Here is a 24,235-nt window from a genome sequence, read left to right as displayed (position 1 = left end):
CGCGTGCGCCGATCCCGAAGCGCAGGCAGGACGAGCGCCAGCAGCACGGCCGGGAACGCCGCATCCAGGCCCAGGGCGCCAGGGTCGCCGATCGCCTCCCCGGCCCACCCGCCGAGCGCCACGGCGACGTTCCAGGACACGAACAGGGCGATGCCGCACAGCCAGAACGCCGCGCGCCTGCGCACGGGATCCGTCTGACGCAGGGCGAAGGCCACGGCCTCGTCCATCGTGAGATGGGCGCCCAGCAGGCGCTTCCACCAAGCCCCCTGGACCAGGTCCCGGACCGCGAACCCGTAGGCCAGCAGGCGAAGGTTCAGAACCAATCCCGCCAGCACACCCGCGGCCGGACCGCCCCCGGCGAGGACGATGCCCACCGCCGCGAACTGGGCACCCCCGGCGAAGACGGCCAGCGACATGACGACGGGCACCCAGAGAGGCAGGCCGCCGGAAACGCTGATCGCCCCGAAAGATGCGCCGACGATCGCGTTGGCCGCGCAGACCAAGGCCACGTCGCGGCCGACGGCGGTGTCCATCGTCTTATGAATCGCACTCATGTTCGCTATAATGAACGCTACCCCATCGTTCGTCAATTCGAACAGGCAGGAGTTTATGGCGAACACGATCGCGCAGTCGCAAGAGAATGCCACCTCCGGAAAGGACGCGATGATCGCCTCCATGGCGACGTCGATTCGAAGGGAGCGGGAGCGGGCCAACGTCTCGGCGAGCGCGCTGGCCCGCCGGGCGGGGATCGCCAAATCGACGCTCTCCCAACTCGAGGCGGGAATCGGCAATCCGAGCATCGAGACGCTGTGGGCACTCGCCGTCGCCCTCGGCGTGCCCGTCAGCCGCCTGATCGAGCCCCCGCCGCCGCCGGTCAAGGTCGTCCGCGCGGGCCAGGGGCCGGCCACCCGTTCCGATCATGCCGACTATACGGCCCGGCTTCTCGCCTCCTGTCCCCCCGGCGCCCGGCGGGACATATACGCGATCCATGTCGAGCCCGGCGTTCCGCACGTCTCGAAGCCGCATCCGCCGGGAACGCGGGAACACGTCGTCCTGTGCAGCGGCAGGGCTCGGCTGGGTCCGACGGAGGAGCCGGTTGAACTCGGCACGGGCGACTACGCCACCTATCCGGCCGACGGCCGGCACGTCTTCGAGGCCCTCGAACCCGCCACGACCGCCGTGATGGTCATCGAGCACGTCTGACGGAGTGCCGGAGACCTTGCCTACCGCGCGTCGGCCCGGGCGAACGCCTCCCGAAGCGCCGGGTAGAGCTCCCGGAACAGCCGCAGCCGCGGTGCGGCCGCCTCCGCGATCCCTGGTTCCGGCTCGACCATGCGCTCGACCGGCAGCGGCACGCACACGTCCTCCGCCGCCTCGCCGGTCGCGGCGATCCGGCCGAGACGCGCGGCCCCGAACGCCGGCCCGACATCCGCGCCGACCGGATAGGCCAGCGGCCGGCCGAGAACGCCCGCGAGGATGCGGCCCCACAGCGCGCTGCGAGCGCCACCGCCGATCACCTGGAGCGTGCCGAGCCGGGTGCCGGCCTGCTCCAGCGCCTCCTGGCCATCGGCGAAGGCGAAGGCGACGCCTTCGAGCACGGCGCGGGCAAGTTCCGCCCGCCCGGTACCGTGCGTCATGCCGAAGAACACGCCCTTGGCGTGCGGATCGTTGTGCGGCGTGCGCTCGCCGGAAAGATAGGGCAGGAACACCAGCGACCCGATGTCGTCATGCGACGCCGCCGCCTCGTCCAGCAGCGCGCCCTCGCTGGCCGCGCCGGTCAGCCGCGCCACGAACGACAGGCAGCTCGCGGCGCTGAGGATCACCGACATCTGGTGCCAGCGTCCCGGCAGGCAGTGGCAGAAGGCGTGCACCCCGCGGCCGGGGTTGGGCGAGAAGCGCTCGTTGCTCGCGAACAGGACCCCGGAGGTGCCGAGCGACAGGAAGGCGGAACCGGCCTTGACCGTGCCGACGCCGGCAGCGCCGGCGGCATTGTCGCCGGCACCGGCCGCGACGACGACCCCGTCCGCGAGCCCCCAGGACGACGCGACCTCGGGCAGCAGCATTCCCGTCGCCTCGGTGCCCTCGTGCAGCGACGGCATCGCCGCTTCCGACAGTCCCGTCGCCTCCAGCATCTCCGCCGACCAGGCCCGGCGCGCCACGTCGACCCACAGCGTGCCCGACGCGTCCGACAGGTCGGTCGCGTGCACCCCGGTCATGCGCAGGCGCAGGTAGTCCTTGGGGAGCAGGACGGTGGCGACCGAGGCGAACACCTCGGGTTCGTTGCGGGCGACCCACAGCAGCTTGGGCGCGGTGAAGCCGGGCATCGCCCGGTTGCCGGTCACCTCGGCCAGGGCGGGAACGCGCCGCTCCAGCTCCGCGCAGTCCTCGCCGCTGCGCCCGTCGTTCCACAGGATCGCGGGACGCAGCACCCGTCCGGCCCGGTCGAGCAGCGTCGCCCCGTGCATCTGGCCGGAAAGGCCGATGCCCCGAACGGCCCGCATCGCCCCGGCATGGCCGTCGCGCAACGTGCCGACGGCGGCCGAGGCCGCCCGCCACCAGTCCTCCGGGTCCTGCTCCGACCACAGCGGGTGCGGGCGGCGCACCTCGAGCGGCGAGGAAGCTTGGGCGACGACGCGCTGGTCAGCGCCGACGAGGACGGCCTTGACCGCCGAGGTGCCGAGATCGATGCCGAGGAACACGGGCCGTCCTCCGAGGCTCAGACGTAGCGGTTGACCAGGTTCTCCAGCGCCTCCTGCCGGCCCGAGCGCGGCTTCGGGTCGAGGCCGCGCTCGACCGCCAGGTCGGCGAGCGCGGCCAGGTCGAGCCGGCCTTCCGCGATGTCCCGGCCGAGCGCGCCGTCCCAGGCGGCGTACCGCTCGTCGCGCCGGCGGGCCAGCTCGCCGTCCTCGACCATGCGCGCGGCGATCAGCAGCGCGCGCGCCAGCGTGTCGATGCCGCCGACATGGGCGTGGAACAGGTCGACGGGCTCGATGCTCTGGCGGCGCAGCTTGGCATCGAAGTTGAACCCGCCCGTCGTCAGGCCGCCGGCCTCCAGCATGTGGCGCAGCGCCAGCGCCAGCTCGCCCGCGTCGTTGGGGAACTGGTCAGTGTCCCAGCCGTTCTGCGGGTCGCCGCGGTTGGCGTCGACCGAGCCGAACAGGCCGAGCGCCAAGGCGGTCGCGACTTCGTGCTCGAAGCTGTGCCCGGCGAGCGTGGCGTGGTTGACCTCGATGTTGGCCTTGACCTCGCGCTCCAGCCCGTAGCGCCGCAGGAAGCCGTGCACGGTCGCGACGTCGCGGTCGTACTGGTGCTTGGTCGGCTCCATCGGCTTCGGTTCGATCAGGATCGTGCCTTGGAAGCCGATCTTGTGCTTGTGCTCGACCACCATGGACAGGAACCGGCCGAGCTGGTCGAGCTCGCGCCGCAGATCGGTGTTGAGCAGCGTGTCGTACCCCTCGCGCCCGCCCCACAGCACGTAGTTCTCGCCGCCCAGCCGGTGGGTGGCCTCCAGCGCGTGGCGCACCTGGGCGGCCGCGTGGGCGAACACCTCCGGGTCGGGGTTGGTCGCCGCCCCCGCCATGTAGCGGGGATGGGAGAACAGGTTCGCCGTGCCCCACAGCAGCCGCACGCCCGTACGCTCCATGGCGCCCTGCGTACGCTCCAGCAGGCGGTCGAACACCGCCGCGGTCTCGCGCAGGCTGCCCATCTCGGGCGAGAGGTCGCGGTCGTGGAAGGTGAAGAAGGGCGTGCCGAGCTTCTCGAAGAACTCGAACGCCGCCACGAGCTTCGCCTCGGCCGCAGCCACCGGGTCCGTCGGCCGCAGCCAGGGCCAGTCGATGGTGGCGGCACCAAACGGGTCGGTGCCCGGCCAGGAGAAGCTGTGCCAGTAGCATACCGCGATGCGGAGATGGTCGGCCATGCGCCGGCCCAGGACCGGGCGGTCCGCGTCGTACCAGCGGTACGCCAGCGGATTGCCGGAATCCGGCCCCTCGTACCGGACCCGCCCGATGCCGCCGAAGATCTCGTCCGTCATGCCGGAACCTCCCGTTCCTTCAGAAATCTATCCAGGTCGCGCCCTGCCGCGCGGACGAGACCGCCGCGTGGATGAAGCGCACGCCGCGGACCCCGTCCTGCACGGTCGGCAGCAGCGCCGCCGCCGCGTCGGGCTTGCGCCCTGCCGAGCGCGCCTCGATCAGGTCGGCGGCGTCGCGGTAGATCTGCGCGAACGCCTCCAGATAGCCCTCGGGATGGCCCGAGGGGATGCGCGTCGCATGGGCCGCCTCCGGCCCGGCGCCGTGGCTGCCGCGGGCGATCTCGCGCGGCGGCTCCCCGAAGGGCGCGTGACGGAGCTGGTTGGGATGCTCCTGCCGCCATTCGAGCCCGCCCTTCTCGCCGTAGACCCGGAGCTTGAGGCCGTTCTCGCAGCCGGGCGCCACCTGGCTCGCCCACAGCATGCCCCGCGCGCCGCCGGCGAAGCGCAGCATCATGTGGGCGTTGTCGTCGAGCGCGCGGCCCTCGACGAAGCTGGTGAGGTCGGCCGCCAGCGCCTCGCAGCGCAGCCCGGTGACGAACTCCGCGAGGTTGAAGGCGTGCGTGCCGATGTCGCCGACGCAGCCCGCCACGCCGCTGCGCGACGGGTCGGTCCGCCAGGCGGCCTGCTTCTGCCCGTCCTCCTCGATCCGCGTCGTCAGCCAGTCCTGCGGGTACTCGACCTGGACCACCCGGATGCGGCCGACCGCGCCGGCCGCGATCATGGCGCGCGCCTGCCGGACCATGGGATAGCCGGTGTAGTTGTGGGTCAGCACGAACGCCCGGCCCGTGCGCCCGACGGTGACCGCCAGGTCCTCGGCGTCCTCGACCGCCGTCGTCAGGGGCTTGTCGCAGATGACGTCGATGCCGGCTTCCAGGAAGGCCTTGGCCGGCCCGTGATGCATGTGGTTCGGCGTCACGATCGCCACGACGTCGATCCCGTCGTCCCGCGCCGCCTCGGCACGCGCCATCTCCTGCCACGACGCGTAGCAGCGGTCGGGGGCCAGGAACAGGTCGGCCCCGCTCTCCTTCGCCCGCGCCGGATCGGAGGACAGGGCGCCGGCCACCAGTTCGTAGCGGTCGTCGAGCCGGGCCGCCATGCGGTGGACGGCGCCGATGAAGGCGCCGCGGCCGCCACCGACCATGCCGAGGCGCAGCCGCCGCCGCGCCGTCCCGGTCTGCTTGCCTTCGATGGTCATGATCCCTCCCCCGGGCGCGTCAGCCGATGCCGAGCATGCGGCGGTTGGCCGCCTGGTCCGTGCCGCTGCCCGCGAAGTCGTCGAACGCCTTCTCGGTGACGCGGATGATGTGGCTGCGGATGAAGTCCGCCCCCTCGGCGGCGCCCTGCTCGGGATGCTTGATGCAGCACTCCCATTCGAGCACGGCCCAGCCTTCGAACCCGTACTGGGTCAGCTTGGAGAAGATGCCGCCGAAATCGATCTGGCCGTCGCCGAGCGAGCGGAAGCGGCCCGCGCGGTCGATCCAGGGCTGGTAGCCCGAGTAGACGCCCTGGCGGGGCGACGGGTTGAACTCCGCGTCCTTGACGTGGAACATCCGGATGCGCTGGTGGTAGACGTCGATGAAGCCGAGGTAATCGAGCTGCTGCAGGACGAAGTGGCTCGGGTCGTACAGGATGTTGCAGCGGGGATGGTTGCCGACGCGCTCCAGGAACATCTCGAAGGTGGCGCCGTCGAACAGATCCTCGCCGGGATGGATCTCGTAGCAGAGGTCGACGCCGGCCTCGTCGAACGCGTCGAGGATCGGCCGCCAGCGCCGCGCCAGCTCGTCGAAGGCGGTCTCGATCAGCCCGGCCGGGCGCTGCGGCCACGGATAGACGTAGGGCCAGGCGAGCGCGCCGGAGAAGGTGACGTGGGCACCGAGCCCGAGATTGGCGGACGCGCGCGCGGCCTTCATGAGCTGATCGACGGCCCATTCCTGCCGGGCCTTGGGATTGCCGCGGACCTCGGGGGCGGCGAAGCCTTCGAACGCTTCGTCATAGGCGGGATGGACCGCGACGAGCTGGCCCTGGAGATGGGTCGACAGCTCGGTCAGCTCGACGCCGGCCTCGGCCAGCGTGCCCTTGACCTCGTCGCAGTAGTCCTTGCTCTCGGCCGCCTTGGCCAGGTCGAAGAGGCGCGCATCCCACGAGGGGATCTGCACGCCCTCGTACCCGTGACCGGCCGCCCAGCGCGCGATCGCGCCCAGGCTGTCGAACGGCGGCTCGTCGCCCGCGAACTGGGCGAGGAAGATCGCGGGTCCCTTGATCGTCTTCATGGCCATCGGCCTCCCTTGCTCGTGTCGCCGTGGCGGCGGGCGGGCCGGTGCCCGCCCGCCGCGCGGGATCAGAACGGCGAGTCCGGGTAGTAGTACTGCTCGGCGTTCTCGGGTGTGACGAGCGTCGCCTCGAGGATGTATTCCTTCTCGATCGGCTCGCCCTCGACGAGATGCCGGGCCGTGATCTCCATCGCCTCCGCGATCATCGCCGGCGGGTACAGCACGTCCGCGGGCACCAGCTTGTCGTCGTCCATCACGCGCCGGATGATGTCCTTCATGCCCGCACCGCCGAGGATGAACATCTCGTCCTCGCGGCCGGCCTGCTGGACCGCCTCGATGACGCCGAGCGCGATGTCGTCGTCCTGCGCCCAGACGGCGTCGATCTCGGGGAACCGGGCCAGGAAGTCCTGCATCACCCGGAAGCCGTCATCGCGGTTCCAGTTGGCGTATTCCATCCCCAGCACTTCGATGTTGCTGTCCTCGATCTCCTTCATGAAGGCGTCGACGCGCTGGTTGTCGATCACGGTCGGGATGCCGCGCAGGACGACGATCTTGCCCTCGCCGCCCAGCTTCTCCTCGATGTAGCGGGCCGAGACCTGCCCCATCTCGGGGTTGTTGCCTGCGACGTAGAGGTCCTGGATGCCTGGGTCGGTCAGGCCACGGTCGACGACGGTCACGAACTTGCCCTGGTCCTTCACCTGGCGGACCGGATCGGTCAGCGGCGCCGATTCGAACGGCAGGATCACCAGCGCGTCGATGTTGTGGATCGAGACGAGATCCTCCAGGTCATTGGCCTGGCGGGCCGCGTCGGATGCCGAGACGAGCACGACGTCGAGCGTGGGGTACCGCTCCTCCAGTTCCTTCTCCGCCTGTTGGGCGTGCCAGTTCAGCCCGCCCGTCCAGCCATGGGTCGCCGCCGGGATCGACACGCCCATCTTCACGGTTTCCTGCGCCACTCCGACCGCCGGAGCGAGCAGCAGGCCGGCCATGGCGGCCGAAATCACACCCAGTCTGCGCTTCATGTCCCTGTTCCTCCCATTGATAGTGATCGTTGCGGGGGCGGCATGCCGCCCTCGTACTCAGCGCCGCGACGCGCCGCTCCTCTGGAGCAGCACCGCGACGATGATGATGACGCCCTGGATGGCGCCGTTGAGGTAGACGCTGATCGCCCCCGTCAGGTTGAGGATGTTGTCGATCAGGGTCAGTATGACGGCGCCCGCGACCGTGCCCCAGACGCGGCCGTGGCCCCCCTTCAGCATGGTGCCGCCGATGATGACGGCGGCGATCGCCTCGAGTTCCCAGAGCAGGCCCGTCGTCGCCGAAGCCGAGCCCAGCCGCGGCACGTAGACGATGACCGCGAGCGCCACGCACAGCCCCTGGAAGACGAAGGCGAGCAGCTTCACGCGGTCGACCTTGATCGCGGAGTAGCGCGCGACGTCCTCGTTGGAGCCGATGGCGGCGCAGTAGCGGCCGAAGGGCGTGCGATACATGATCAGCGCGCCGACGGCCGCTACCGCGAAGAAGAGCAGGATCGGGTACGATATCCCGAACAAGCCGCCGTAATAGACCGGCCGGTAGGTGGCGCGGATCGTGGAATCGAGGGTCAGCGTCCCGCCGTCGGCCAGGTAGGTGACGAGCGAGCGGAAGATCCCCATCGTGCCGAGCGTCACGATGAAGGCCTCGATCCGGCCCTTGGTGACGAGGATGCCGTTGAGGAAACCGGCGGCCAGGCTGAACGCGAGGGCCACCGCGACGCCGGCGAGGACCACGGCCCAGCCGCTGCCGAGCGGGCCGGCCAGGGCGTTCATCGCCACGATGGCGACGCCGGCCGCGAAGGCGGCCATCGAACCCACCGACAGGTCGATGTTGCCGGTCGTGATGACGAAGGTCATGCCGACCGCGATGATGCCGATGAAGGCGGTACGGGTCAGGACGTTTATGATGTTGCCCGGGCTCAGGAACACGGGGTTCACCAGCACGCCCAGCAGGATCAGCGCGGCCAGGGCCAGGAAAGGCCCGTAGACCTTCAGGTCCAAGCCGGCGGACGGCCTGCGGGCGGTGTCAGGCGCTGACGACTGCATTCCGGTCTGTCCCCTTGAGCCCGGTGGCATGCCGGACGATTTCGTTTTCCTCGATGGCGGCGCCTTCGAGGATCCCGGTGATGGTGCCCGAGCGCATCACTACGACCCGGTGCGCCAGCCCGATGATCTCGGCCATCTCCGAGGAGATCACGACGACCGCGATGCCGCGCCGGGCGAGGTCGTGCAGGAAAAGGTAGATCTGCCGCTTGGTGCCGACGTCGATGCCGCGCGTCGGCTCGTCGATGATGACGATCGAGGGCTCGACCTGCATCGTCTTGGCGAGCAGCAGCTTCTGCTGGTTGCCGCCGCTGAGTGCTCCGGCGGGCACGCCCGGGTCGCGCACCCTGATGTCGAAGTCGCGCACCGCACGCTCCAGCGCCGCCTCCTCCGCGCGCTCGTCGATCAGCACGCGCCCGAAGCGGCCGAGCGCCAGAAGCGTCAGGTTCTCGCGCAGCGGCTTGCCGAGAAGCAGTCCCTTGCCCTTCCGGTCCTCGGTCAAGTAGGCAATGCCGGCGGCGGTCGCGTCGCCGACGTTGCGGATGCGGACCCGGGCGCCGTCGCGGCTGATCGTTCCGGCGGTGCGTCGCCGCAAGCCGAGGATGCCTTCCATCAGCTCGGTCCGGCCGGCGCCGACCAGACCCGCGAAGCCCAGGATCTCGCCGCGCCGGAGATCGAATGAGGCGTCGCGCACCCAGCCCGGGACCGTGACGCCCTCGACCGACAGCACGACCGGCGCATCGGCAGGCGGCGGATCCTTCGGCGGGTACATGTCGCTGATCGCCCGGCCGACCATCAGCTGGGCCATGGCGTCCTGGTCGAGATCGCCGGTGGATTGCGTCGCGATCAGGTGGCCGTCGCGCAGCACCGTGACGCGATCCGAGATCTCCTTCACCTCGTCGAGCTTGTGGGAGATGTAGACGACCGCGACGCCCTGGTCCTTGAGGCGGCGGATCAGGCGGAACAGGACCGCCGATTCCGACTTCGTCAGCACGGCCGTCGGCTCGTCCATGATCAGCACGCGGAGGTCGCGCGACGCGGCCTTGGCGATCTCGACCATCTGGCGCTCGGAGACGGAGAGGTCGCGCACCCGGGCCGCCGGGTCGACCGGACATTCCAGCTCTCCCAGCACTTGGTGCGCCCGCTCGCGCATCGCGCGGCGGTCGAGCAGGAAGCCCCGGCGCAGCTCGCGGCCGAGGAAGACGTTCTCCTCCACCGTCAGGTGTTCGGCGAGGTTGAATTCCTGGTGGATCAGGACGATGCCGAGATCCTCGGCCCCGCCGGCGCCGTAGGGCCTGCCCGCGAAGCGCAGCGTCCCCTCCGTCGCCTCCAGATAGCCGGCGAGGATCTTCATCAGGGTCGACTTGCCGGCCCCGTTCTCGCCGATCAGCGCGTGCACCTCTCCGGCACGGACGTCGAAGTCGACGCCGAACAGGACCTGGACGGGCCCGAACCGACGGGAAATGCCCTCCGCCGACAGAAGCGGATCGGCCATCGTGCTGTCACTCCCCAATGCAGGCCTTGATGCAGCTTTCCGCCGGTGCGAACGCAAAGCCGCGCCTGATTTGTCGTCTCCAGATCGGATCGCGGCCCGATCTGTGCACGGTCCTTCTTTGGTGGTGGGACCGCTAATTAAATAGACCCTCGAACTAATGTGACGGTAACCTGCGTCCGGGACGATCGTCAACGTTCGAATCTCCGGGCCGAGGAGGCGATGTCGCCGAGGGTCAACTCCACCGCCATCCGGCGCTTCAACGTAGCGCGTGTCTTCCACGCGTTGCGGGAGCATCCGGGGTGCTCACAACGCGACCTCGCGCGGTACACGGGCCTGGACAAGGCGACCATCTCGGCCGTGGTCGCCCAGCTCGCCGAGCAGGGCATCGTCGAGCGCGGCGGGGTCGCGGCGAACCGCCGGGTGGGCCGGCCGGAGACGGCGCTCGCGATCCCGCCGTCGGCGGGAATGCTGGTCGGAGCCAGGCTCGAGCCGGGAACGATCCGGATCGTGGCTGCGACGCTGGGCGGCCGGGTGATCGAGCATCTCCATGTCGCCGGCACGAAGGACGTCGCGGCGGCGGTCGGCCGGCTCGGCGAGGGTATCGCGACGGTCTGCAGGAGTGCCGGGCTGCGGCTGCGCGCGGTCGGCGTCGGCGTGCCCGCGCTGATGGACCGCACCGGCCGGCTGGTGCTGGCGCCGAACCTGGGCTGGCGCGACACCCCGATCCGGCCGCTGATACAGGAGGTGGTGGCGGCGCCGGTCTGGATCGACAACGACACCAAAGCGGCGGCGATCGCGGAACGGCTGTTCGGCGTCTGCCGCACCGTCGACGACTTCGTCTACGTGACCGGCGATTCCGGCCTCGGGGGCGGGCTGTTCCTCGGCGGCAAGCCGTACCGGGGGGCCAGCGGCTTCGCCGGCGAGATCGGCCATCTCATGGTGGTGCCCGACGGGCGGCCCTGCGGCTGCGGCAAGCGCGGATGCCTGGAGACCTACGTGTCGGAGGCTGCGATCCTCTCCGATGCGCTCCGCGCCGGCCGGTCGCCGGCCGATTTGTGGGAAGTGGCCGAGGCGGCGCGGGCCGGGGACCCGGCGCTGCTGGCGATCCTGGAACGCGTCGGCGAGCGGCTCGGCACCGCGCTCGCGCATGTCTGCAACCTCATCAACCCGGAAATGGTGGTCCTCGGCGGCAACCTGGCGCTCGTCGCCGACTTCATCGTCCCGGCGGTCGAGCGCGCGCTGACCGAGCATGCCCTCGACCCGGTCCGGCGCGGCATGCGCATCCAGGTCTCGCCGCTCGGCGCCGACGTCGTGCAGATGGGCGGCGTGGCGCTCGCGATGGAAGGCTTCCTCGCGGCTCCCGACGGGATCTCCCCGGCGCCGCCGGCGCCCTGACCGGGCGCCGGGTCTCACACCCCATGCGTAACGAACCAGATCGCCGCGGCGAGGACGGCGCCGAGCACCACCACGCCGGCATAGAGGCGTACCGGCACCCGCGCCCGCCCGCGGGACGGCGGCACCTTCCGGGCCGGCGCCGGAGCGGCGGGGGACAGGTCCGGAACCAGTCCGCGGCGACGGGGGTCGTGCAGATCGATCAGGCGCCAGTCGAACTCCCTGCCGTCGGACCCGTCCTTGAAGTCAACCTCGATCAGGCGCAGCACGCGCCGCGGCTCGGCCTCGACGGCAGCCGAGAACAGCCGCATCCCCTCCTCCCGGCCGGGCCGGACCGCCAGCGTACGCCAGCTCCGCCCCTCGGCGCGCTGGAGGGCATGGTTGCGCCCGGAAAGGGCGGTGGCATCGGGCGAGGTCATCCTGCCGGGATCTTCGCCCGAATCGCCGCGGGAGGCCAGCCGGCCGGCAGATACGGTTACGGACATGGTTGCAGACGTGGTTGACGCGGGTCGGCGGGCTCCGGCAGCCTCGACCGCGCCATCCGCCGACGGAGTTCCGACATGGCCACCGCCGCCCCGCTTCCCGACCTGCTGCCGACCTGCCGCGACGCGCTGGCGCGTGCCGAGGGGCTGCTCGACGAGGCGCGGCGCGCCGTCGCGGGAACGGTAGGCGCGAGTGCTGGCCGGGTGGACCCGGCCGAGCTCGACCGGCACCAGGTGGCCGTCCATGGCTTCGCCTGGATGGCGACCACCGTCGAGGGGCTGCGGCAGATGCTCGGCTGGGCCGATCGGCTGGAGGCGGCAGGCCGGCTCGGCCCGCTGGAGGCGCTGCTGCTCCAGCTCGCCTTCGGGGAATACCTGGCCCAGCTCGCAGGCGGCATCCCGGTCAGCCAGGTCGAGATCGTCCGGCCTGCCGACCTGGGACTGGACGCGGCCGCGCTGGCGCGGTTCCGGACCCCGCCGGTAGAGCGGCTGGCGACCCTCGGCGCCACCGCGGCGGCGCGGACGGCGGCCGCGGAACTGCTCGCCCCGGGCAGCTTCGGCGACGACGGCATCGGCAGCGGCGAGGACGAGGTGCTCGGCCCGATCCGCGACCAGGTCGCGCGGTTCGCGGCCGAGAAGGTCGCCCCCTACGCCCAGGCCTGGCACCGCGAGGACGCGCTGATCCCGGCCGAGGTGATCGCGGGGATGGCGGAACTCGGCGTCTTCGCCCTCACCGTGCCCGAGGAGCATGGCGGGCTCGGGCTCGGCAAGACGGCGATGTGCGTCGTCTCGGAGGAGCTGTGCGCGGCCTCGCTGGCGGTCGGGTCGCTGGGCACCCGGACCGAGATCGCGGCCGAGCTGATCCGCCTCGCCGGCACGCCGGAGCAGAAGGCGCGCTGGCTGCCCCGCCTCGCCTCGGGCGAGGTGCTGCCGACCGCCGTCTTCACCGAGCCCGGCAGCGGCTCCGACCTCGCGAACCTGACGACGCGGGCGGTGCGGGACGGCGCCGTCTACCGCGTCGGCGGCGCCAAGACCTGGGCGACCCATGCCGCGCGGGCCGACCTGATGACCCTGCTGGTGCGCACCGGCCCGCCGGGCTCGGGCCATCGCGGGCTCTCGATGCTGCTGGCCGAGAAGCCGCGGGGCGACGACGCCGACCCGTTCCCGGCCAAGGGCATGACCGGCAGCGAGATCCCGGTGCTGGGCTATCGAGGGATGAAGGAATACGAGATCGCCTTCGACGGCTTCGAGGTCCCGGCGGACGGGCTGCTCGGCGCGGCTGAGGGCGGAGGCTTCCGCCAACTGATGGAGACCTTCGAGAGTGCCCGCATCCAGACCGCCGCGCGGGCCGTCGGCGTCGCCCGGCACGCGCTGGCGCTCGGCCTCGACTATGCGCGCGGCCGCTCGCAGTTCTCCCGCCCGCTGATCGCCTTCCCGCGGGTCGCCGCCAAGCTCGGCTGGATGGCGGCGGAGACCATGGTCGCGCGCCAGCTCGCCTGGCACGCCGCGCGGGCCAAGGATTCCGGCCGCCGCTGCGACGTCGAGGCCGGCATGGCGAAGCTGCTGGCCGCGCGCGTCGCCTGGGCGGGCGCCGACGCCGCCGTGCAGATCCACGGCGGCAACGGCTACGCGCTGGAATACCCGGTCAGCCGCGTCCTGTGCGACGCCCGCATCCTGTCCATCTTCGAAGGTGCCGCCGAGATCCAGGCCCATGTCGTCGCCCGCGGCCTGTTGACGCGGAACTGAGACCTGTGCCCGGCGGCACCGGCACGCTATATGAACGGGATGAGCCAGATCTTTTTCGTCCTGATGCTCGTCGCCATGCTGGCCGTCGTAGCGTCGCTGTTCGCCGGGATCGTCACGATGGCCCGTGGCGGCGAGTCCGGCGCCCGCAACGGCAACCGGCTGATGCGCTGGCGCGTCATCCTCCAGGGAGTGGCGCTGCTGTTCTTCGTCCTGGCGCTGCTGTCCTCGGGGGGCTGAGGCCATGGTCCGGCTGACCCGCATCTACACCCGCGGGGGCGACAAGGGGGAGACGTCGCTCGGCGACGGGCGCCGGGTCGCCAAGCACGACCTGCGCGTCGCGGCCTACGGGACCGTCGACGAGGCGAACGCCGTGCTCGGCCTCGCGCGGCTGCACACGGCGGCGACGTCCGACGCCGACGCCATGCTCGCCCGCATCCAGAACGACCTGTTCGACCTGGGCGCGGACCTCTGCACGCCCGAGCGCGAAGATCCGCCCCATCCGCCGCTGCGCGTCGTCGACGGCCAGGTCGAGCGGCTGGAGCGCGAGATCGACGCCATGAACGCGCAGCTCCAGCCGCTGCGCTCGTTCGTGCTGCCCGGCGGCACGCCGGCCGCGGCCCATCTCCACCTCGCGCGGACCATCGTCCGCCGGGCGGAGCGGCTGATGACCGAACTCGCCATGGACGAGCCCGTCGGCGGCCCGGCGCTGCGCTACGTCAACCGCCTCTCCGACCATCTCTTCGTGATGGCCCGCCACCTGAACGGTGGTGGTACCCAGGACGTGCTATGGGTTCCCGGCGCCAACCGTTGAGCGGCGGAAATCCGGCTTTCGGCCGGATTGACAAGGCTCTCCGCCCAATCCTATGGTTCGCCACGATTCGCGGCGGCCGGACGGGATTTGCAATCGGAGGACGGCCGCGGACTGCCATCGGGCGCCTGTCGTGCGTTCCATCGTCGATGCCAGCCAAGGATAAGCAATGAAAGTCCTCGTCCCGGTCAAGCGGGTTGTCGACTACAACGTGAAGATCCGCGTCAAGGCGGACGGCACGGGAGTCGAGACGGCCAACGTCAAGATGTCCATGAACCCCTTCGACGAGATCGCCGTCGAGGAGGCGGTCCGCCTGAAGGAAGCGGGGACGGCCACCGAGGTCGTGGCCGTCAGCCTGGGCGCCCAGGCCTGCCAGGAGACGCTGCGCACGGCGCTCGCGATGGGCGCCGACCGGGCGATCCACGTCCTGACCGATGCCGAGCTGCAGCCGCTGGCGGTCGCCAAGGCGCTGAAGGCGATCGTGGGCAAGGAAGAGCCGCAGCTCGTCATCATGGGCAAGCAGGCGATCGACGACGACTGCAACCAGACTGGCCAGATGCTGGCGGCGCTGCTGGGATGGCCGCAGGGCACCTTCGCCTCGAAGGTGTCGCCCGGCTCGGGCACCGTGTCGGTGACGCGGGAGGTCGACGGCGGGCTGGAAACGATCGAGCTGAAGCTGCCGGCGGTGATCACCACCGACCTGCGCCTGAACGAGCCGCGCTACGCGTCGCTGCCCAACATCATGAAGGCGAAGAAGAAGCCGGTCGACCAGACGACCCCCGAAGAGCTCGGGGTCGACGTCTCGCCGCGCCTGACCACGGTGAAGGTCGCCGAGCCGTCGAAGCGGCAGGCCGGAGTGAAGGTCCAGTCGGTAGCCGAACTGGTCGAGAAGCTGAAGAACGAAGCGCGGGTGATCTGACATGAGCGTGCTGGTCATTGCCGAACATTCGAATGCCGATCTGCGCCCGGCGACCCTCAACGCGGTGACTGCCGCCGCCCGGATCGGCGGGGACGTCCACGTCCTGGTCGCGGGCAGCGACTGCAGGGGAGCCGCGGACGCGGCCGCCAAGGTCGCGGGCGTCGCCAAGGTGCTGTTGGCCGACGCCCCCCACTACGCGCACCCGCTGGCCGAGAACCTGGCGCCGCTCGTCACCGGGCTCGCCGGCGGCTACGGCCACGTGCTGGCGCCGGCCACCACCTTCGGCAAGAACCTGATGCCGCGCGTGGCGGCACTGCTCGACGTCGCGCAGATCTCCGAGATCACGGACGTGCATGGCGCCGACACCTTCGAGCGGCCGATCTTCGCGGGCAATGCGATCGCGACCGTGAAGTCGGCCGACGCAGTGAAGGTCATCACGGTCCGCGGCACCGCGTTCGAGCCGGCTGCCGCCGAGGGCGGCAGCGCCGCGGTCGAGGCGGTGGAGACCGCAGGGGATGCCGGCCTGTCCAGCTTCGTGAGCCAGGAACTGTCCAAGTCCGAGCGGCCCGAGCTGACGAGCGCCCGCGTCGTCGTGTCCGGCGGCCGGGGCATGCAGTCCGGGGACAACTTCGTCCTCCTGGAGAAGCTGGCGGACAAGATGGGTGCGGCCGTGGGCGCGAGCCGCGCCGCGGTGGACGCGGGCTACGTCCCCAACGACTACCAGGTCGGCCAGACCGGCAAGGTCGTGGCGCCCGAGCTCTACGTCGCGGTCGGCATTTCTGGAGCGATCCAGCACCTCGCCGGCATGAAGGACAGCAAGGTCATCGTCGCGATCAACAAGGACGAGGAGGCACCCATCTTCCAGGTTGCCGACTACGGGCTGGTCGCGGATCTGTTCAAGGCGGTGCCCGAATTGACCGAAGAACTGGACAAGGCGCGCTGAGCGCGCCTGACGACTTGCGCAGGGGATTGAGATGATCCAGAGGATCGGCGTCATCGGGGCCGGACAGATGGGCAGCGGGATCGCCCATGTCTGCGCGCTTTCGGGCTTCGAGGTGAAACTGTCGGACATCGACGGGGACGCGCTGGCGAACGCCGTCGCCGGTATCGACCGCAACCTCGAGCGGCAGGTCGCCAAGGGCAAGGTGGCCGAAACCGAGAGACAGGCCACGATGGCCCGGATCACGACCGGCTCCGACCTCGCGATGTTCGGGGATTGCGACCTCGTGATCGAGGCCGCGACCGAGAACGAGGAGGTCAAGCGCTCGATCTTCAAGGCGCTCGTGCCGCATCTCAATCCCGACGCGCTGGTCGCGACGAACACCTCGTCGATCTCGATCACCCGGCTCGCCGCCTGTACCGACCGGCCGCACAAGTTCATGGGCATGCACTTCATGAACCCCGTGCCGGTGATGCAGCTGGTCGAGCTGATCCGCGGCATCGCGACCGACGAGGACACGTTCCGGGCCGTCCGGGACCTGACGGCGGCGCTGGGCAAGACCGCGGCGGTCGCCGAGGACTTTCCGGCGTTCATCGTCAACCGCATTCTGCTCCCGATGATCAACGAGGCCGTCTACACCCTCTACGAGGGGGTAGGCTCGGTCGAGGCGATCGACACCGCGATGAGGCTCGGCGCGAACCATCCCATGGGGCCGCTCGAACTTGCGGACTTCATCGGGCTCGATACCTGCCTCGCGATCATGAACGTCCTTTACGAAGGACTGGCCGACAGCAAGTACCGGCCTTGCCCGCTGCTCGTGAAATATGTCGAGGCGGGCTGGGTAGGCCGCAAATGCGGCCGCGGCTTCTACGACTACAGCAAGAACCCGCCGGTCCCGACCCGCTGAGACGAGACATGGGCGGTACCTGCACGCTAGAATGGGTACCGTCTATATCTGTCTCGAGAGTGTCGGATGGCGGACGGCAGCGTGACGCCGGCACGGACGGCGGAAATCTACGGCTATGTCCGCGGACGTTGGGAACTGCTCGACACCCTCGTCGACGCGCCGCGTGACGAAGCGCTTCATCGCGGGCGCGCCTGTTTCGCCCGGCCCGAGGTCGAGGCGGTCCGCATCCTCGTCGAGCGGACGGACGGCTCCGGCGCCGCGAGGCCTTTCGTCGCCTACCGGGCCCAGAAATCCGACGTGCCGGAGTTCGACCTTCTCGCCTCGCGGCCGGGCGTTCCCCGGCCGTCCGCCGCGCGCGCCCTCCCCATGCGCCCCGGCAATGCGGACGATATCGCGGAAGGCCTGCCGCCGATCCCGCCGCCCCTCGTCCCGGCGGACGCCCCCGCACGTCGGCCGTCCGGACGCCAACTGCTGAAGGGTGCGCTGGCAGGCATCGCGACGCTGTGCCTCGGCTTCCTCACGATGCAGCACGCCGTCTCGGACGGCGGCGGCACGTCCGGCGCCTCATCCTCCGCCGTCGCGGTCGCGGTGCTGATTGCAGCCGGCCTGCTGCTGGTCCGGGAACTGAACCGCCTGGATCCGGCTGCGGCGCCGCCGCCGGAACGGACGCGCGAGCCCTTGCCCGTGCCGGCAGTCCCGGCGGAAGCTCCGTCGGCGGAAGCTCCATCGATGGAGGCGGCGCCGGCGGATATGGCATCGACGGATGCCGCGGCCGTGCCCCCCGACCGGAATTCGCTGTTCCCGGTGCTCCGGCTGCTCGCGGACGCACTCGCCCGAACCGACGGCGAGATGCCGGACACGGTCTCGGACGAGGCGACCCGGCTCGGGATCCGCCTCTACGCCGCCGGCGCGGCCGCGGAGCATGCCCGCCGGTCCGGCGGGGCGTCCGGGCGCGACCCCGTCACGGACTGCCTGCTGCTGCTCGGGGAGCGGGAGGACGAGGCGTCGCGGTTCGCGGCCGCCCTGGACGACCTGCTGCTGGCACCCGAGGCCCAGGCCCTTTACCGCGCCGGCCGCGAGGACCTGACCGCTCTCGCAAGCGGCGATAAGGGCGCCGGCGCCGAACTCGGTCCCGCGCTGGCCGCCTGGATCGAAGCGGCGGCCGCCGGGGGTCGGGCCGGCGGGCGGGCCGGCAACCTCGTCGTGCTCGCGGTGGCGCCTCTGCACCCTTCCCACGCGCCCGTGATCGAAGCCGTCGTCGGCGCCTTCGGCGGACGTGGCTTCACGCGGGACGGCACCGCCGTTACCGCCGGCTTCGTTGCCCTGGAGACGGCCCTGGACGCCGCGCGCGCGATCCGGGATGCGATCCGCGCAAGCCCCGAACCGGCCGGCATGGTCGCCGGGTGCGGACTGACGATCGCGGTCGAGCCGCGGCCCGGCGGCATTCATCCCGCCCCCGCGGCGTCGGCCGCCCTGGCGCTCGCCCGGGCGGCACCCGGCGAGGTCGTGGCGACGCCGGTCCTGCGCACCGTGCTGGCGGCCAGGGGCGCCGCCCTGAACTACGCGCCGCTGCCGGGGTCGGGGGGATACCTGCTGGCGGAGGCATCGTAGGCTCCCGCCTCGCCGAGCTCCGCTTCACCAAGATAGTGTTCGATCAATCGCAACGCGTCGGGCGACCCCCACTCGGCCGCCCCTTCGAGACGCCCCACCTCGCGGCCCTCCCGATCGATCAGCAGCGTGGTCGGCAGCCCGCGCGCCGAAAGTTCGCGCATCGCCGCCGAGCCGGGATCGAGATAGATGGCGAGGTTCTCGACGCCGAGCCCCTCCAGGAAAGGGACCACCTGGTCGCGGCCGCCGCGGTCGAGCGACAATGCGACCACCTCGAATTCCGGGCCGCCAAGCCGGGCCTGGAGCCGGTCGAGCGCCGGCATCTCGCGCACGCAAGGCGCGCACCAGGTCGCCCACAGGTTCAGCAGGACGACCCGGCCGCGGAAATCGTCGATCGCGACGGGCCGGCCCTCGCCATCCACGAAGGCGAAACCGGCCACCGAAGTCGGCGGCCGCGTCTCGCGGAACTTCGCCATCTCGCCGCTTGCCGGAGCCGCCGGCCCGGCACCGGGCCCGAACCACCAGCCGCTCGCCCCGACCACGGCCGCCACCAGGGCCAGGAGCATTGCGGCGGCCACCATTTTCCGCATACTGACGAGCCTCGCGACCACGCCCTCTTCCTCTCACTTCCGTGCGATCCATGACCGAGACCAGACCCGACAGCCCGTCCGCCGCCAACCAGCTCTGGGGCGGGCGCTTCGCCCGCGGCCCCGCCGCGATCATGGAACGCATAAACGCTTCGATCGGCTTCGACCAGAGGCTCGCGGCGCAGGACATAGCCGGCTCCAAGGCGCATGCCGCCATGCTCGCGGATTGCGGCATCATCTCGCGCGACGATGCCGGCAAAATCCAGGAAGGCCTCGACCGCATCGCCGAAGAGATCGCCCGGGGCGACTTCGAGTTCAAGACGGAGCTCGAGGACATCCACATGAACGTCGAGGCGCGGCTGGCGGAGCTGATCGGCGAGCCGGCCGGCCGGCTGCATACCGCGCGCTCGCGCAACGACCAGGTCGCGACCGACTTCCGGCTCTGGGTCCGCGACGCGATCGACCGGCTGGACGCCGGGCTCGCCGGGCTGCAGGAGGCGCTGATCCAGCAGGCCGAAGCCCATGCGGACACCGTGATGCCGGGTTACACTCATCTCCAGACCGCCCAGCCGGTGACGTTCGGGCACCACCTGCTCGCCTATGTCGAGATGTTCGGGCGCGACCGCGGCCGCTTCCGCGATGCCCGCGCGCGGCTGAACGAATGCCCGCTCGGCTCGGCGGCGCTGGCCGGCACCTCGTTCCCGATCGACCGGGAGGCGACGGCGTCCGCGCTGGGGTTCGACCGGCCGACCGCCAACTCGCTCGATGCCGTGTCCGACCGCGACTTCGCGCTCGAGTACCTGTCGGCGGCCTCGATCGCGGCCGTGCACCTGTCGCGCTTCGCCGAGGAGATCGTGCTGTGGTGCACCGATCCCTTCGGCTTCGTGCGCCTGTCCGACGCGTTCACGACCGGCAGCTCGATCATGCCGCAGAAGAAGAACCCGGATGCCGCCGAGCTGGTCCGCGCGAAGGCCGGCCGCGTGATCGGGGCGCTGAACGGCCTGCTCGTCACCATGAAGGGCCTGCCGCTCGCCTATTCCAAGGACATGCAGGAGGACAAGGAGCCGGTCTTCGAGACGGACGATACTCTCGCCCTCACGATCGCGGCCGCGACCGGCATGGTCCGCGACCTTTCACCACGCAGGGAACGCATGCGCGCGGCGACCGAACGCGGCTTCATCACCGCGACCGACCTCGCGGACTGGCTGGTCCGCGTACTGGGGCTGCCGTTCCGCCAGGCGCACCATGTGACCGGCCGCATCGTCCGGCTCGCGGAGGAGAAGGACTGCCGTCTCGACCAGCTCGACCTGGAGGCGATGCGCGGGGTGGAGCCGCGCATCACCGCGGCCATCTTCGACGTTTTGGGCGTCGACGCGTCGGTTGCGAGCCGCACCAGCCTCGGCGGCACGGCGCCCGACAATGTCCGCCGCGCCGCGGCGGCGGCCCGGGAGCGCTTCTTGTGAGCGGCCCGCTGTCGCGCCGCGCCGCGCTGGCTCTGCTGCTGGCCCCGGCCATGCTCGGGCTGGCCGCCTGCGGCAAGAAGCCCGGCGCGCTGCGTCCGCCGGTAGGCACCGACCCGACCCGCTTCCCGCGCACCTACCCGAACCCCCGAAACGAGCCCGAGACCCGGACCAGGCCTGAAACGCCATGAGCGCATTCACCTATCGCAACGGCGTCCTGCATGCCGAATCCGTCCCCCTGCCGGCCATCGCCGAACGGGTGGGCACGCCCTTCTACTGCTATTCGACCGCCGCGCTGGAATCCGCCTATCGCGCCTATGCCGATGCGTTTGCCGGCATGGACGCCTCGATCTGCTATGCGCTCAAGGCCAACTCGAACCTCGCGGTGATCCGGACCCTGGCCCGGCTCGGCGCCGGCGCCGACGTCGTGTCCGTGGGCGAGTTGAAGCGCGCGCTCGCGGCCGGGGTGCCGGCGTCCCGCATCGTCTTCTCGGGCGTCGGCAAGACCCGCGCCGAGATGCGGACGGCGCTCGGGCTGGGTATCTACCAGACCAACGTCGAGTCCCTGCCGGAACTCGAGGCCCTGAGCGAGGTCGCGGCATCCATGGGGGTCGTCGCCGACACCGCGGTCCGGGTCAATCCCGATGTCGACGCCCTTACCCACGCCAAGATTTCGACCGGGCGCAAGGAGAACAAGTTCGGCGTCGACATGGAGCTGGCACGCTCGGTCTACGCCCGGGCGGCGTCCCTGCCCGGCGTGCGGCCGGTATCGGTCGCGGTCCATATCGGCAGTCAGCTCACGGACCTCGCTCCCTTCCGCTCGGCCTTCGAGCGTGTCGCCGCGCTGGTGCTGGCGCTGCGCGAGGACGGCCACGACATCCGCCGCGTCGACCTCGGCGGCGGGCTCGGCATTTCCTATCGCGGCGAGGTGCCGCCCTCCCTCGCGGACTATGCGGAGCTGGTACGCGCGACGACCGGCGGTCTCGGTTGCCACGTCACCCTGGAGCCCGGCCGGTCGCTGGTCGGCAACGCCGGCATCCTGGTCGCGCGGACGGTCTACCGCAAGGCCGGCGTCCATAGGAACTTCCTGATCCTGGACGCGGCCATGAACGACCTCATCAGGCCCTCGCTTTACGACGCCTGGCATACTATCCTGCCCGTCGACGAGCCCGCGCGGGACGCGGCGGAGGAACCGATGGACGTGGTCGGCCCCGTCTGCGAGAGCGGCGATACCTTCGCGGTGCAGCGTGCGTTGCCACCGATCGGAGCCGGCGACCTGGTTGCATTCCTGTCGGCCGGCGCTTATGGGGCGGTGATGTCGTCGACCTACAATTCCCGGCCTCTCGCCCCCGAGGTGCTGGTGAACGGGTCGGAGTTCGCGGTGATCCGCAAACGGCCGACGATCGAGGAGCTGATGGCGGCGGAAGAGGTCCCCGCCTGGCTCTGACGAGGGGGTGCTGGGGACCCGTCCGGGGCCATGAACGACCACGAGGACTTCCGGCGCGCGCGTCGGCACGATAGTCGTACCGGGGCCGAGCCCGGCTTTCGCCTCCGGCTGGCCCGGCTGGCCCTCGCCTGGGAGAGGCTGTGGCCGGCCTTGTGGCCGGCTACGGGCATTGCCGGCCTGTTCCTCGCCGTGGCGCTGTCGGGTCTCGTCCCGCGCCTCGACGGCTGGATGCACGCGGCACTGCTCCTCGCCTTCGCGGCGGCATTCGCGGTTGCCTTGTTCCGCGGCCTCTCCGGGCTGCGGTTCCCCGGAACGCAAGAGGCGATCCGCCGGCTGGAGCGCGACAGCGGCCTCTCGCACCGCCCGCTCGGCGCGCTCGGGGACGTGCTTGCCGGCGGCCCGGCGGATCCGGCGACCGCCGAGCTGTGGCGCGTCCATCGCGAGCGTCTGCTGGCCCAGATCCGCACGCTGCGCGTTCGCGCACCGCACCCCCTTCTCGCGGCGCGCGATACGATGGGCCTGCGCGCGGTGGTCGGTATTCTCCTGTTCGTCGCCGCGACGGCGTCCTGGGGGGACTGGCGCGCGCGGCTGTCGGCGGCGGTCTCGCCACGCTTCGATGCCGCTGCCCCGGCGGCCGCCCCCGTCCTGGACATCTGGGTCACGCCTCCGGAATATACCGGCTTGCCCCCTGTGTTCCTGAAGCCCGATGCCCCGGCCGCCCTGGCGGCCGACGCCATGGTGGCCGCTCCGGCGGCCGACGTGACGGTGGCCGCCCCGGCGGCCGGCGCGAACCCGGCTCCGGCCCCCGCCCCTGCCCCGACCCCCGCGGTCAGGGTTCCCGCCGGCAGCGTCGTGCTCGCCCGCGTCTCCGGCGGAACGGCGGTCCCGACGCTGGATGCCGGCGGGAACCGCACCCCGTTCGAGCAGATCGAGCCCGGCAGCTACGAGGCCACCAGGCCGGTCGGCGACGGTTCGGCGATCACGGTGGACCAGGACGGGGCCGTGCTCGGCTCCTGGCCGATCGCCGTCATTGCCGACCAGGCGCCGACCGTCAGGCTGACGGCCCCGCCCGAAGCGGCCGAGCGCGGCGCACTCCACCTCGCCTACGAGGCGGCGGACGATTACGGCATCGTCGCGACCGGCGCGGTGATCCGCCTCGACGCGGAGGCCGACCCCGACATCGACCGCACGCCGATCGCACTGGCCCTCCCGCGCCCCAAGCCGCGGGCAAGGGAAGTCGTCGGCGACGGCTACCACGACCTGACGCCCCACCCCTGGGCCGGCCTGCCGGTTACGATCCGGGTCGAGGCGACGGACGGCGCCGGCCAGACCGGCACGACGGAGGAGGTCTCCGTCGTACTGCCGGAGCGGGTCTTCACCCACCCCGTCGCCCGCGCCATCATCGAGCAGCGGCGGCGGCTGACCCTCCGCCCGCAGACGGATCGCGAGGACGTGGCTCGGACCCTCGGCGCCCTGTCGGTCCGGCCCGGGCTCTTCAACGAGGACGTCGTCGTCTTCCTTGGATTGCGGACCTCGGTGGCCCGCCTGTTCCTCGACAGGTCGCGGGAGGCCGCCGTCGCGGTCCAGGACCTGCTGTGGGACCTCGCGCTGCGGGTCGAGGACGGGCAGCTCTCGCTCGCCGAGCGCAGCCTCCGCGATGCCCAGCAGGCGCTGATGGACGCCCTCGACCGCGACGCGCCGGACGAGGAGATCCAGCGCCTCATGGACGAGCTGCAGACCGCGATGAACGAGTTCCTCGACGCGATGGAGGAACAGCTCCGACAGGCGATGGAGCGCGGCGAGCCCATGCAGCAGCTCCCGCCGCAGATGCAGGGCCAGATGCTCGACCGCCAGGATCTCCAGCAGATGATGGAGCAGATGCGGCGGATGGCCGAGACCGGCGCGCGTGACGCCGCCCGGCAGATGCTGAGCCAACTCCAGAACCTGATGGAGAACCTGCGGGCGGGGACCATGGCCCAGATGCAGCAGGGCCAGAACCCCGCGGGCGAGATGATGCAGGAGCTTCAGGAGTTGTCCCGGCGCCAGCAGGAGCTGCTCGACCA

Annotated in this window: 23 protein-coding genes; 13 read left to right on the top strand and 10 right to left on the bottom strand. The window is 71.2% G+C overall.

What is annotated here, in order from left to right; genetic code table 11:
• On the bottom strand, window positions 1-554 hold a 554-nt coding region (locus tag VGO20_RS24515; protein WP_327505023.1), incomplete at its 3' end, for an AzlC family ABC transporter permease.
• Window positions 555-609: 55 nt separating this feature from the next.
• Here VGO20_RS24515 and VGO20_RS24510 point away from each other — a divergent pair.
• Window positions 610-1,203, top strand: a complete 594-nt coding sequence (locus tag VGO20_RS24510) for a helix-turn-helix domain-containing protein (protein WP_327505022.1) — start codon at window positions 610-612, stop codon at window positions 1,201-1,203.
• A gap of 20 nt (window positions 1,204-1,223) precedes the next feature.
• On the opposite strand, the gene xylB is transcribed toward VGO20_RS24510, so the two are convergent.
• The 7 genes from xylB to VGO20_RS24475 all read right to left on the bottom strand — a co-directional run bounded on the left by xylB (window position 1,224) and on the right by VGO20_RS24475 (window position 9,876).
• On the bottom strand, window positions 1,224-2,699 hold the full coding sequence (gene xylB / locus VGO20_RS24505; RefSeq protein ID WP_327505021.1) for a xylulokinase: 1,476 nt from the start codon (window positions 2,697-2,699) through the stop codon (window positions 1,224-1,226).
• 17 nt (window positions 2,700-2,716) lie between these two features.
• Entirely contained in the window at window positions 2,717-4,033 is a 1,317-nt protein-coding gene (gene xylA / locus VGO20_RS24500) for a xylose isomerase (protein ID WP_327505020.1), read from the bottom strand.
• A 19-nt stretch (window positions 4,034-4,052) separates the two neighbouring features.
• Window positions 4,053-5,228 carry a Gfo/Idh/MocA family protein gene (locus VGO20_RS24495; RefSeq protein WP_327505019.1) on the bottom strand — a complete coding sequence of 392 codons (1,176 nt, stop codon included), beginning with the start codon at window positions 5,226-5,228 and terminating at the stop codon, window positions 4,053-4,055.
• 19 nt (window positions 5,229-5,247) lie between these two features.
• A complete protein-coding gene (locus tag VGO20_RS24490; RefSeq protein ID WP_327505018.1) occupies window positions 5,248-6,303 on the bottom strand; it encodes a sugar phosphate isomerase/epimerase family protein in 1,056 nt (351 codons plus the stop codon).
• A gap of 68 nt (window positions 6,304-6,371) precedes the next feature.
• Entirely contained in the window at window positions 6,372-7,325 is a 954-nt protein-coding gene (locus VGO20_RS24485) for an ABC transporter substrate-binding protein (protein ID WP_327505017.1), read from the bottom strand.
• Between the two features lie 57 nt (window positions 7,326-7,382).
• Complete coding sequence (locus VGO20_RS24480; protein ID WP_327505016.1) at window positions 7,383-8,384, bottom strand: ABC transporter permease; 1,002 nt, start codon at window positions 8,382-8,384, stop codon at window positions 7,383-7,385.
• The gene (locus VGO20_RS24475; RefSeq protein ID WP_327505015.1) at window positions 8,365-9,876 is read right to left on the bottom strand and encodes a sugar ABC transporter ATP-binding protein; all 1,512 of its coding nucleotides are present in this window, start codon (window positions 9,874-9,876) and stop codon (window positions 8,365-8,367) included. The genes VGO20_RS24480 and VGO20_RS24475 overlap by 20 nt, the downstream gene beginning before the upstream one ends.
• A 219-nt stretch (window positions 9,877-10,095) precedes the next feature.
• On the opposite strand from VGO20_RS24475, the gene VGO20_RS24470 reads away from it, so the two are divergent.
• On the top strand, window positions 10,096-11,271 hold the full coding sequence (locus VGO20_RS24470) for an ROK family transcriptional regulator (RefSeq protein ID WP_327505014.1): 1,176 nt from the start codon (window positions 10,096-10,098) through the stop codon (window positions 11,269-11,271).
• 14 nt (window positions 11,272-11,285) lie between these two features.
• On the opposite strand, the gene VGO20_RS24465 is transcribed toward VGO20_RS24470, so the two are convergent.
• The gene (locus VGO20_RS24465; protein WP_327505013.1) at window positions 11,286-11,687 is read right to left on the bottom strand and encodes a hypothetical protein; all 402 of its coding nucleotides are present in this window, start codon (window positions 11,685-11,687) and stop codon (window positions 11,286-11,288) included.
• A 141-nt stretch (window positions 11,688-11,828) separates the two neighbouring features.
• Here VGO20_RS24465 and VGO20_RS24460 point away from each other — a divergent pair, with 141 nt between their 5' ends.
• The 7 genes from VGO20_RS24460 (at window position 11,829) to VGO20_RS24430 (ending at window position 18,681) form a co-directional block, all read left to right on the top strand.
• Window positions 11,829-13,496, top strand: a complete 1,668-nt coding sequence (locus VGO20_RS24460) for an acyl-CoA dehydrogenase family protein (RefSeq protein WP_327505012.1) — start codon at window positions 11,829-11,831, stop codon at window positions 13,494-13,496.
• Between the two features lie 39 nt (window positions 13,497-13,535).
• Window positions 13,536-13,733, top strand: a complete 198-nt coding sequence (locus tag VGO20_RS24455) for a twin transmembrane helix small protein (RefSeq protein WP_327505011.1) — start codon at window positions 13,536-13,538, stop codon at window positions 13,731-13,733.
• Window positions 13,734-13,737: 4 nt separating this feature from the next.
• Window positions 13,738-14,307 (top strand): cob(I)yrinic acid a,c-diamide adenosyltransferase, encoded by a 570-nt coding sequence (locus VGO20_RS24450; RefSeq protein WP_327505010.1) that lies wholly within the window; start codon window positions 13,738-13,740, stop codon window positions 14,305-14,307.
• Window positions 14,308-14,473: 166 nt separating this feature from the next.
• Window positions 14,474-15,223: an electron transfer flavoprotein subunit beta/FixA family protein gene (locus VGO20_RS24445; protein ID WP_327505009.1), complete on the top strand. Its 750-nt coding sequence runs from the start codon at window positions 14,474-14,476 to the stop codon at window positions 15,221-15,223.
• A 1-nt stretch (window position 15,224) separates the two neighbouring features.
• A complete protein-coding gene (locus VGO20_RS24440; protein ID WP_327505008.1) occupies window positions 15,225-16,166 on the top strand; it encodes an electron transfer flavoprotein subunit alpha/FixB family protein in 942 nt (313 codons plus the stop codon).
• A gap of 31 nt (window positions 16,167-16,197) precedes the next feature.
• Window positions 16,198-17,070 carry a 3-hydroxybutyryl-CoA dehydrogenase gene (locus VGO20_RS24435; protein ID WP_327505007.1) on the top strand — a complete coding sequence of 291 codons (873 nt, stop codon included), beginning with the start codon at window positions 16,198-16,200 and terminating at the stop codon, window positions 17,068-17,070.
• A 66-nt stretch (window positions 17,071-17,136) separates the two neighbouring features.
• Window positions 17,137-18,681: a hypothetical protein gene (locus VGO20_RS24430; protein ID WP_327505006.1), complete on the top strand. Its 1,545-nt coding sequence runs from the start codon at window positions 17,137-17,139 to the stop codon at window positions 18,679-18,681.
• On the opposite strand, the gene VGO20_RS24425 is transcribed toward VGO20_RS24430, so the two are convergent.
• The gene (locus VGO20_RS24425; RefSeq protein WP_327505005.1) at window positions 18,630-19,259 is read right to left on the bottom strand and encodes a TlpA family protein disulfide reductase; all 630 of its coding nucleotides are present in this window, start codon (window positions 19,257-19,259) and stop codon (window positions 18,630-18,632) included. The genes VGO20_RS24430 and VGO20_RS24425 overlap by 52 nt on opposite strands.
• A 50-nt stretch (window positions 19,260-19,309) precedes the next feature.
• On the opposite strand from VGO20_RS24425, the gene argH reads away from it, so the two are divergent.
• The 4 genes from argH to VGO20_RS24405 form a co-directional block, all read left to right on the top strand.
• Complete coding sequence (gene argH, locus VGO20_RS24420; RefSeq protein WP_414639893.1) at window positions 19,310-20,728, top strand: argininosuccinate lyase; 1,419 nt, start codon at window positions 19,310-19,312, stop codon at window positions 20,726-20,728.
• Window positions 20,725-20,916 carry a hypothetical protein gene (locus tag VGO20_RS24415; protein ID WP_327505003.1) on the top strand — a complete coding sequence of 64 codons (192 nt, stop codon included), beginning with the start codon at window positions 20,725-20,727 and terminating at the stop codon, window positions 20,914-20,916. Before argH ends, VGO20_RS24415 begins: the two co-directional genes overlap by 4 nt.
• A complete protein-coding gene (lysA, locus tag VGO20_RS24410) occupies window positions 20,913-22,172 on the top strand; it encodes a diaminopimelate decarboxylase (protein ID WP_327505002.1) in 1,260 nt (419 codons plus the stop codon). Before VGO20_RS24415 ends, lysA begins: the two co-directional genes overlap by 4 nt.
• 30 nt (window positions 22,173-22,202) lie before the next feature.
• A partial coding sequence (locus VGO20_RS24405; protein ID WP_327505001.1) for a TIGR02302 family protein occupies window positions 22,203-24,235 on the top strand: 2,033 nt, incomplete at its 3' end.

This window comes from Arenibaculum sp. (genome assembly GCF_035998295.1).
Classification (GTDB): domain Bacteria; phylum Pseudomonadota; class Alphaproteobacteria; order Azospirillales; family Azospirillaceae; genus DASYHS01.
This window is presented reverse-complemented; position numbering and strand designations above follow the sequence as displayed.

Bases quoted from the DNA above. Each gene is read 5' to 3' on its own strand.
- VGO20_RS24435 (WP_327505007.1), top strand. From the start codon at position 16,198: ATGATCCAGAGGATCGGCGTCATCGGGGCCGGACAGATGGGCAGCGGG.
- VGO20_RS24480 (WP_327505016.1), bottom strand. From the start codon at position 8,384: ATGCAGTCGTCAGCGCCTGACACCGCCCGCAGGCCGTCCGCCGGCTTG.
- VGO20_RS24425 (WP_327505005.1), bottom strand. From the start codon at position 19,259: ATGGTGGCCGCCGCAATGCTCCTGGCCCTGGTGGCGGCCGTGGTCGGG.
- VGO20_RS24490 (WP_327505018.1), bottom strand. From the start codon at position 6,303: ATGAAGACGATCAAGGGACCCGCGATCTTCCTCGCCCAGTTCGCGGGC.
- VGO20_RS24455 (WP_327505011.1), top strand. From the start codon at position 13,536: ATGAGCCAGATCTTTTTCGTCCTGATGCTCGTCGCCATGCTGGCCGTC.
- VGO20_RS24440 (WP_327505008.1), top strand. From the start codon at position 15,225: ATGAGCGTGCTGGTCATTGCCGAACATTCGAATGCCGATCTGCGCCCG.
- VGO20_RS24450 (WP_327505010.1), top strand. From the start codon at position 13,738: ATGGTCCGGCTGACCCGCATCTACACCCGCGGGGGCGACAAGGGGGAG.
- VGO20_RS24470 (WP_327505014.1), top strand. From the start codon at position 10,096: ATGTCGCCGAGGGTCAACTCCACCGCCATCCGGCGCTTCAACGTAGCG.
- lysA (WP_327505002.1), top strand. From the start codon at position 20,913: ATGAGCGCATTCACCTATCGCAACGGCGTCCTGCATGCCGAATCCGTC.
- VGO20_RS24510 (WP_327505022.1), top strand. From the start codon at position 610: ATGGCGAACACGATCGCGCAGTCGCAAGAGAATGCCACCTCCGGAAAG.
- VGO20_RS24445 (WP_327505009.1), top strand. From the start codon at position 14,474: ATGAAAGTCCTCGTCCCGGTCAAGCGGGTTGTCGACTACAACGTGAAG.
- VGO20_RS24495 (WP_327505019.1), bottom strand. From the start codon at position 5,228: ATGACCATCGAAGGCAAGCAGACCGGGACGGCGCGGCGGCGGCTGCGC.
- VGO20_RS24485 (WP_327505017.1), bottom strand. From the start codon at position 7,325: ATGAAGCGCAGACTGGGTGTGATTTCGGCCGCCATGGCCGGCCTGCTG.
- VGO20_RS24465 (WP_327505013.1), bottom strand. From the start codon at position 11,687: ATGACCTCGCCCGATGCCACCGCCCTTTCCGGGCGCAACCATGCCCTC.
- VGO20_RS24475 (WP_327505015.1), bottom strand. From the start codon at position 9,876: ATGGCCGATCCGCTTCTGTCGGCGGAGGGCATTTCCCGTCGGTTCGGG.
- xylA (WP_327505020.1), bottom strand. From the start codon at position 4,033: ATGACGGACGAGATCTTCGGCGGCATCGGGCGGGTCCGGTACGAGGGG.
- VGO20_RS24460 (WP_327505012.1), top strand. From the start codon at position 11,829: ATGGCCACCGCCGCCCCGCTTCCCGACCTGCTGCCGACCTGCCGCGAC.
- VGO20_RS24430 (WP_327505006.1), top strand. From the start codon at position 17,137: ATGGCGGACGGCAGCGTGACGCCGGCACGGACGGCGGAAATCTACGGC.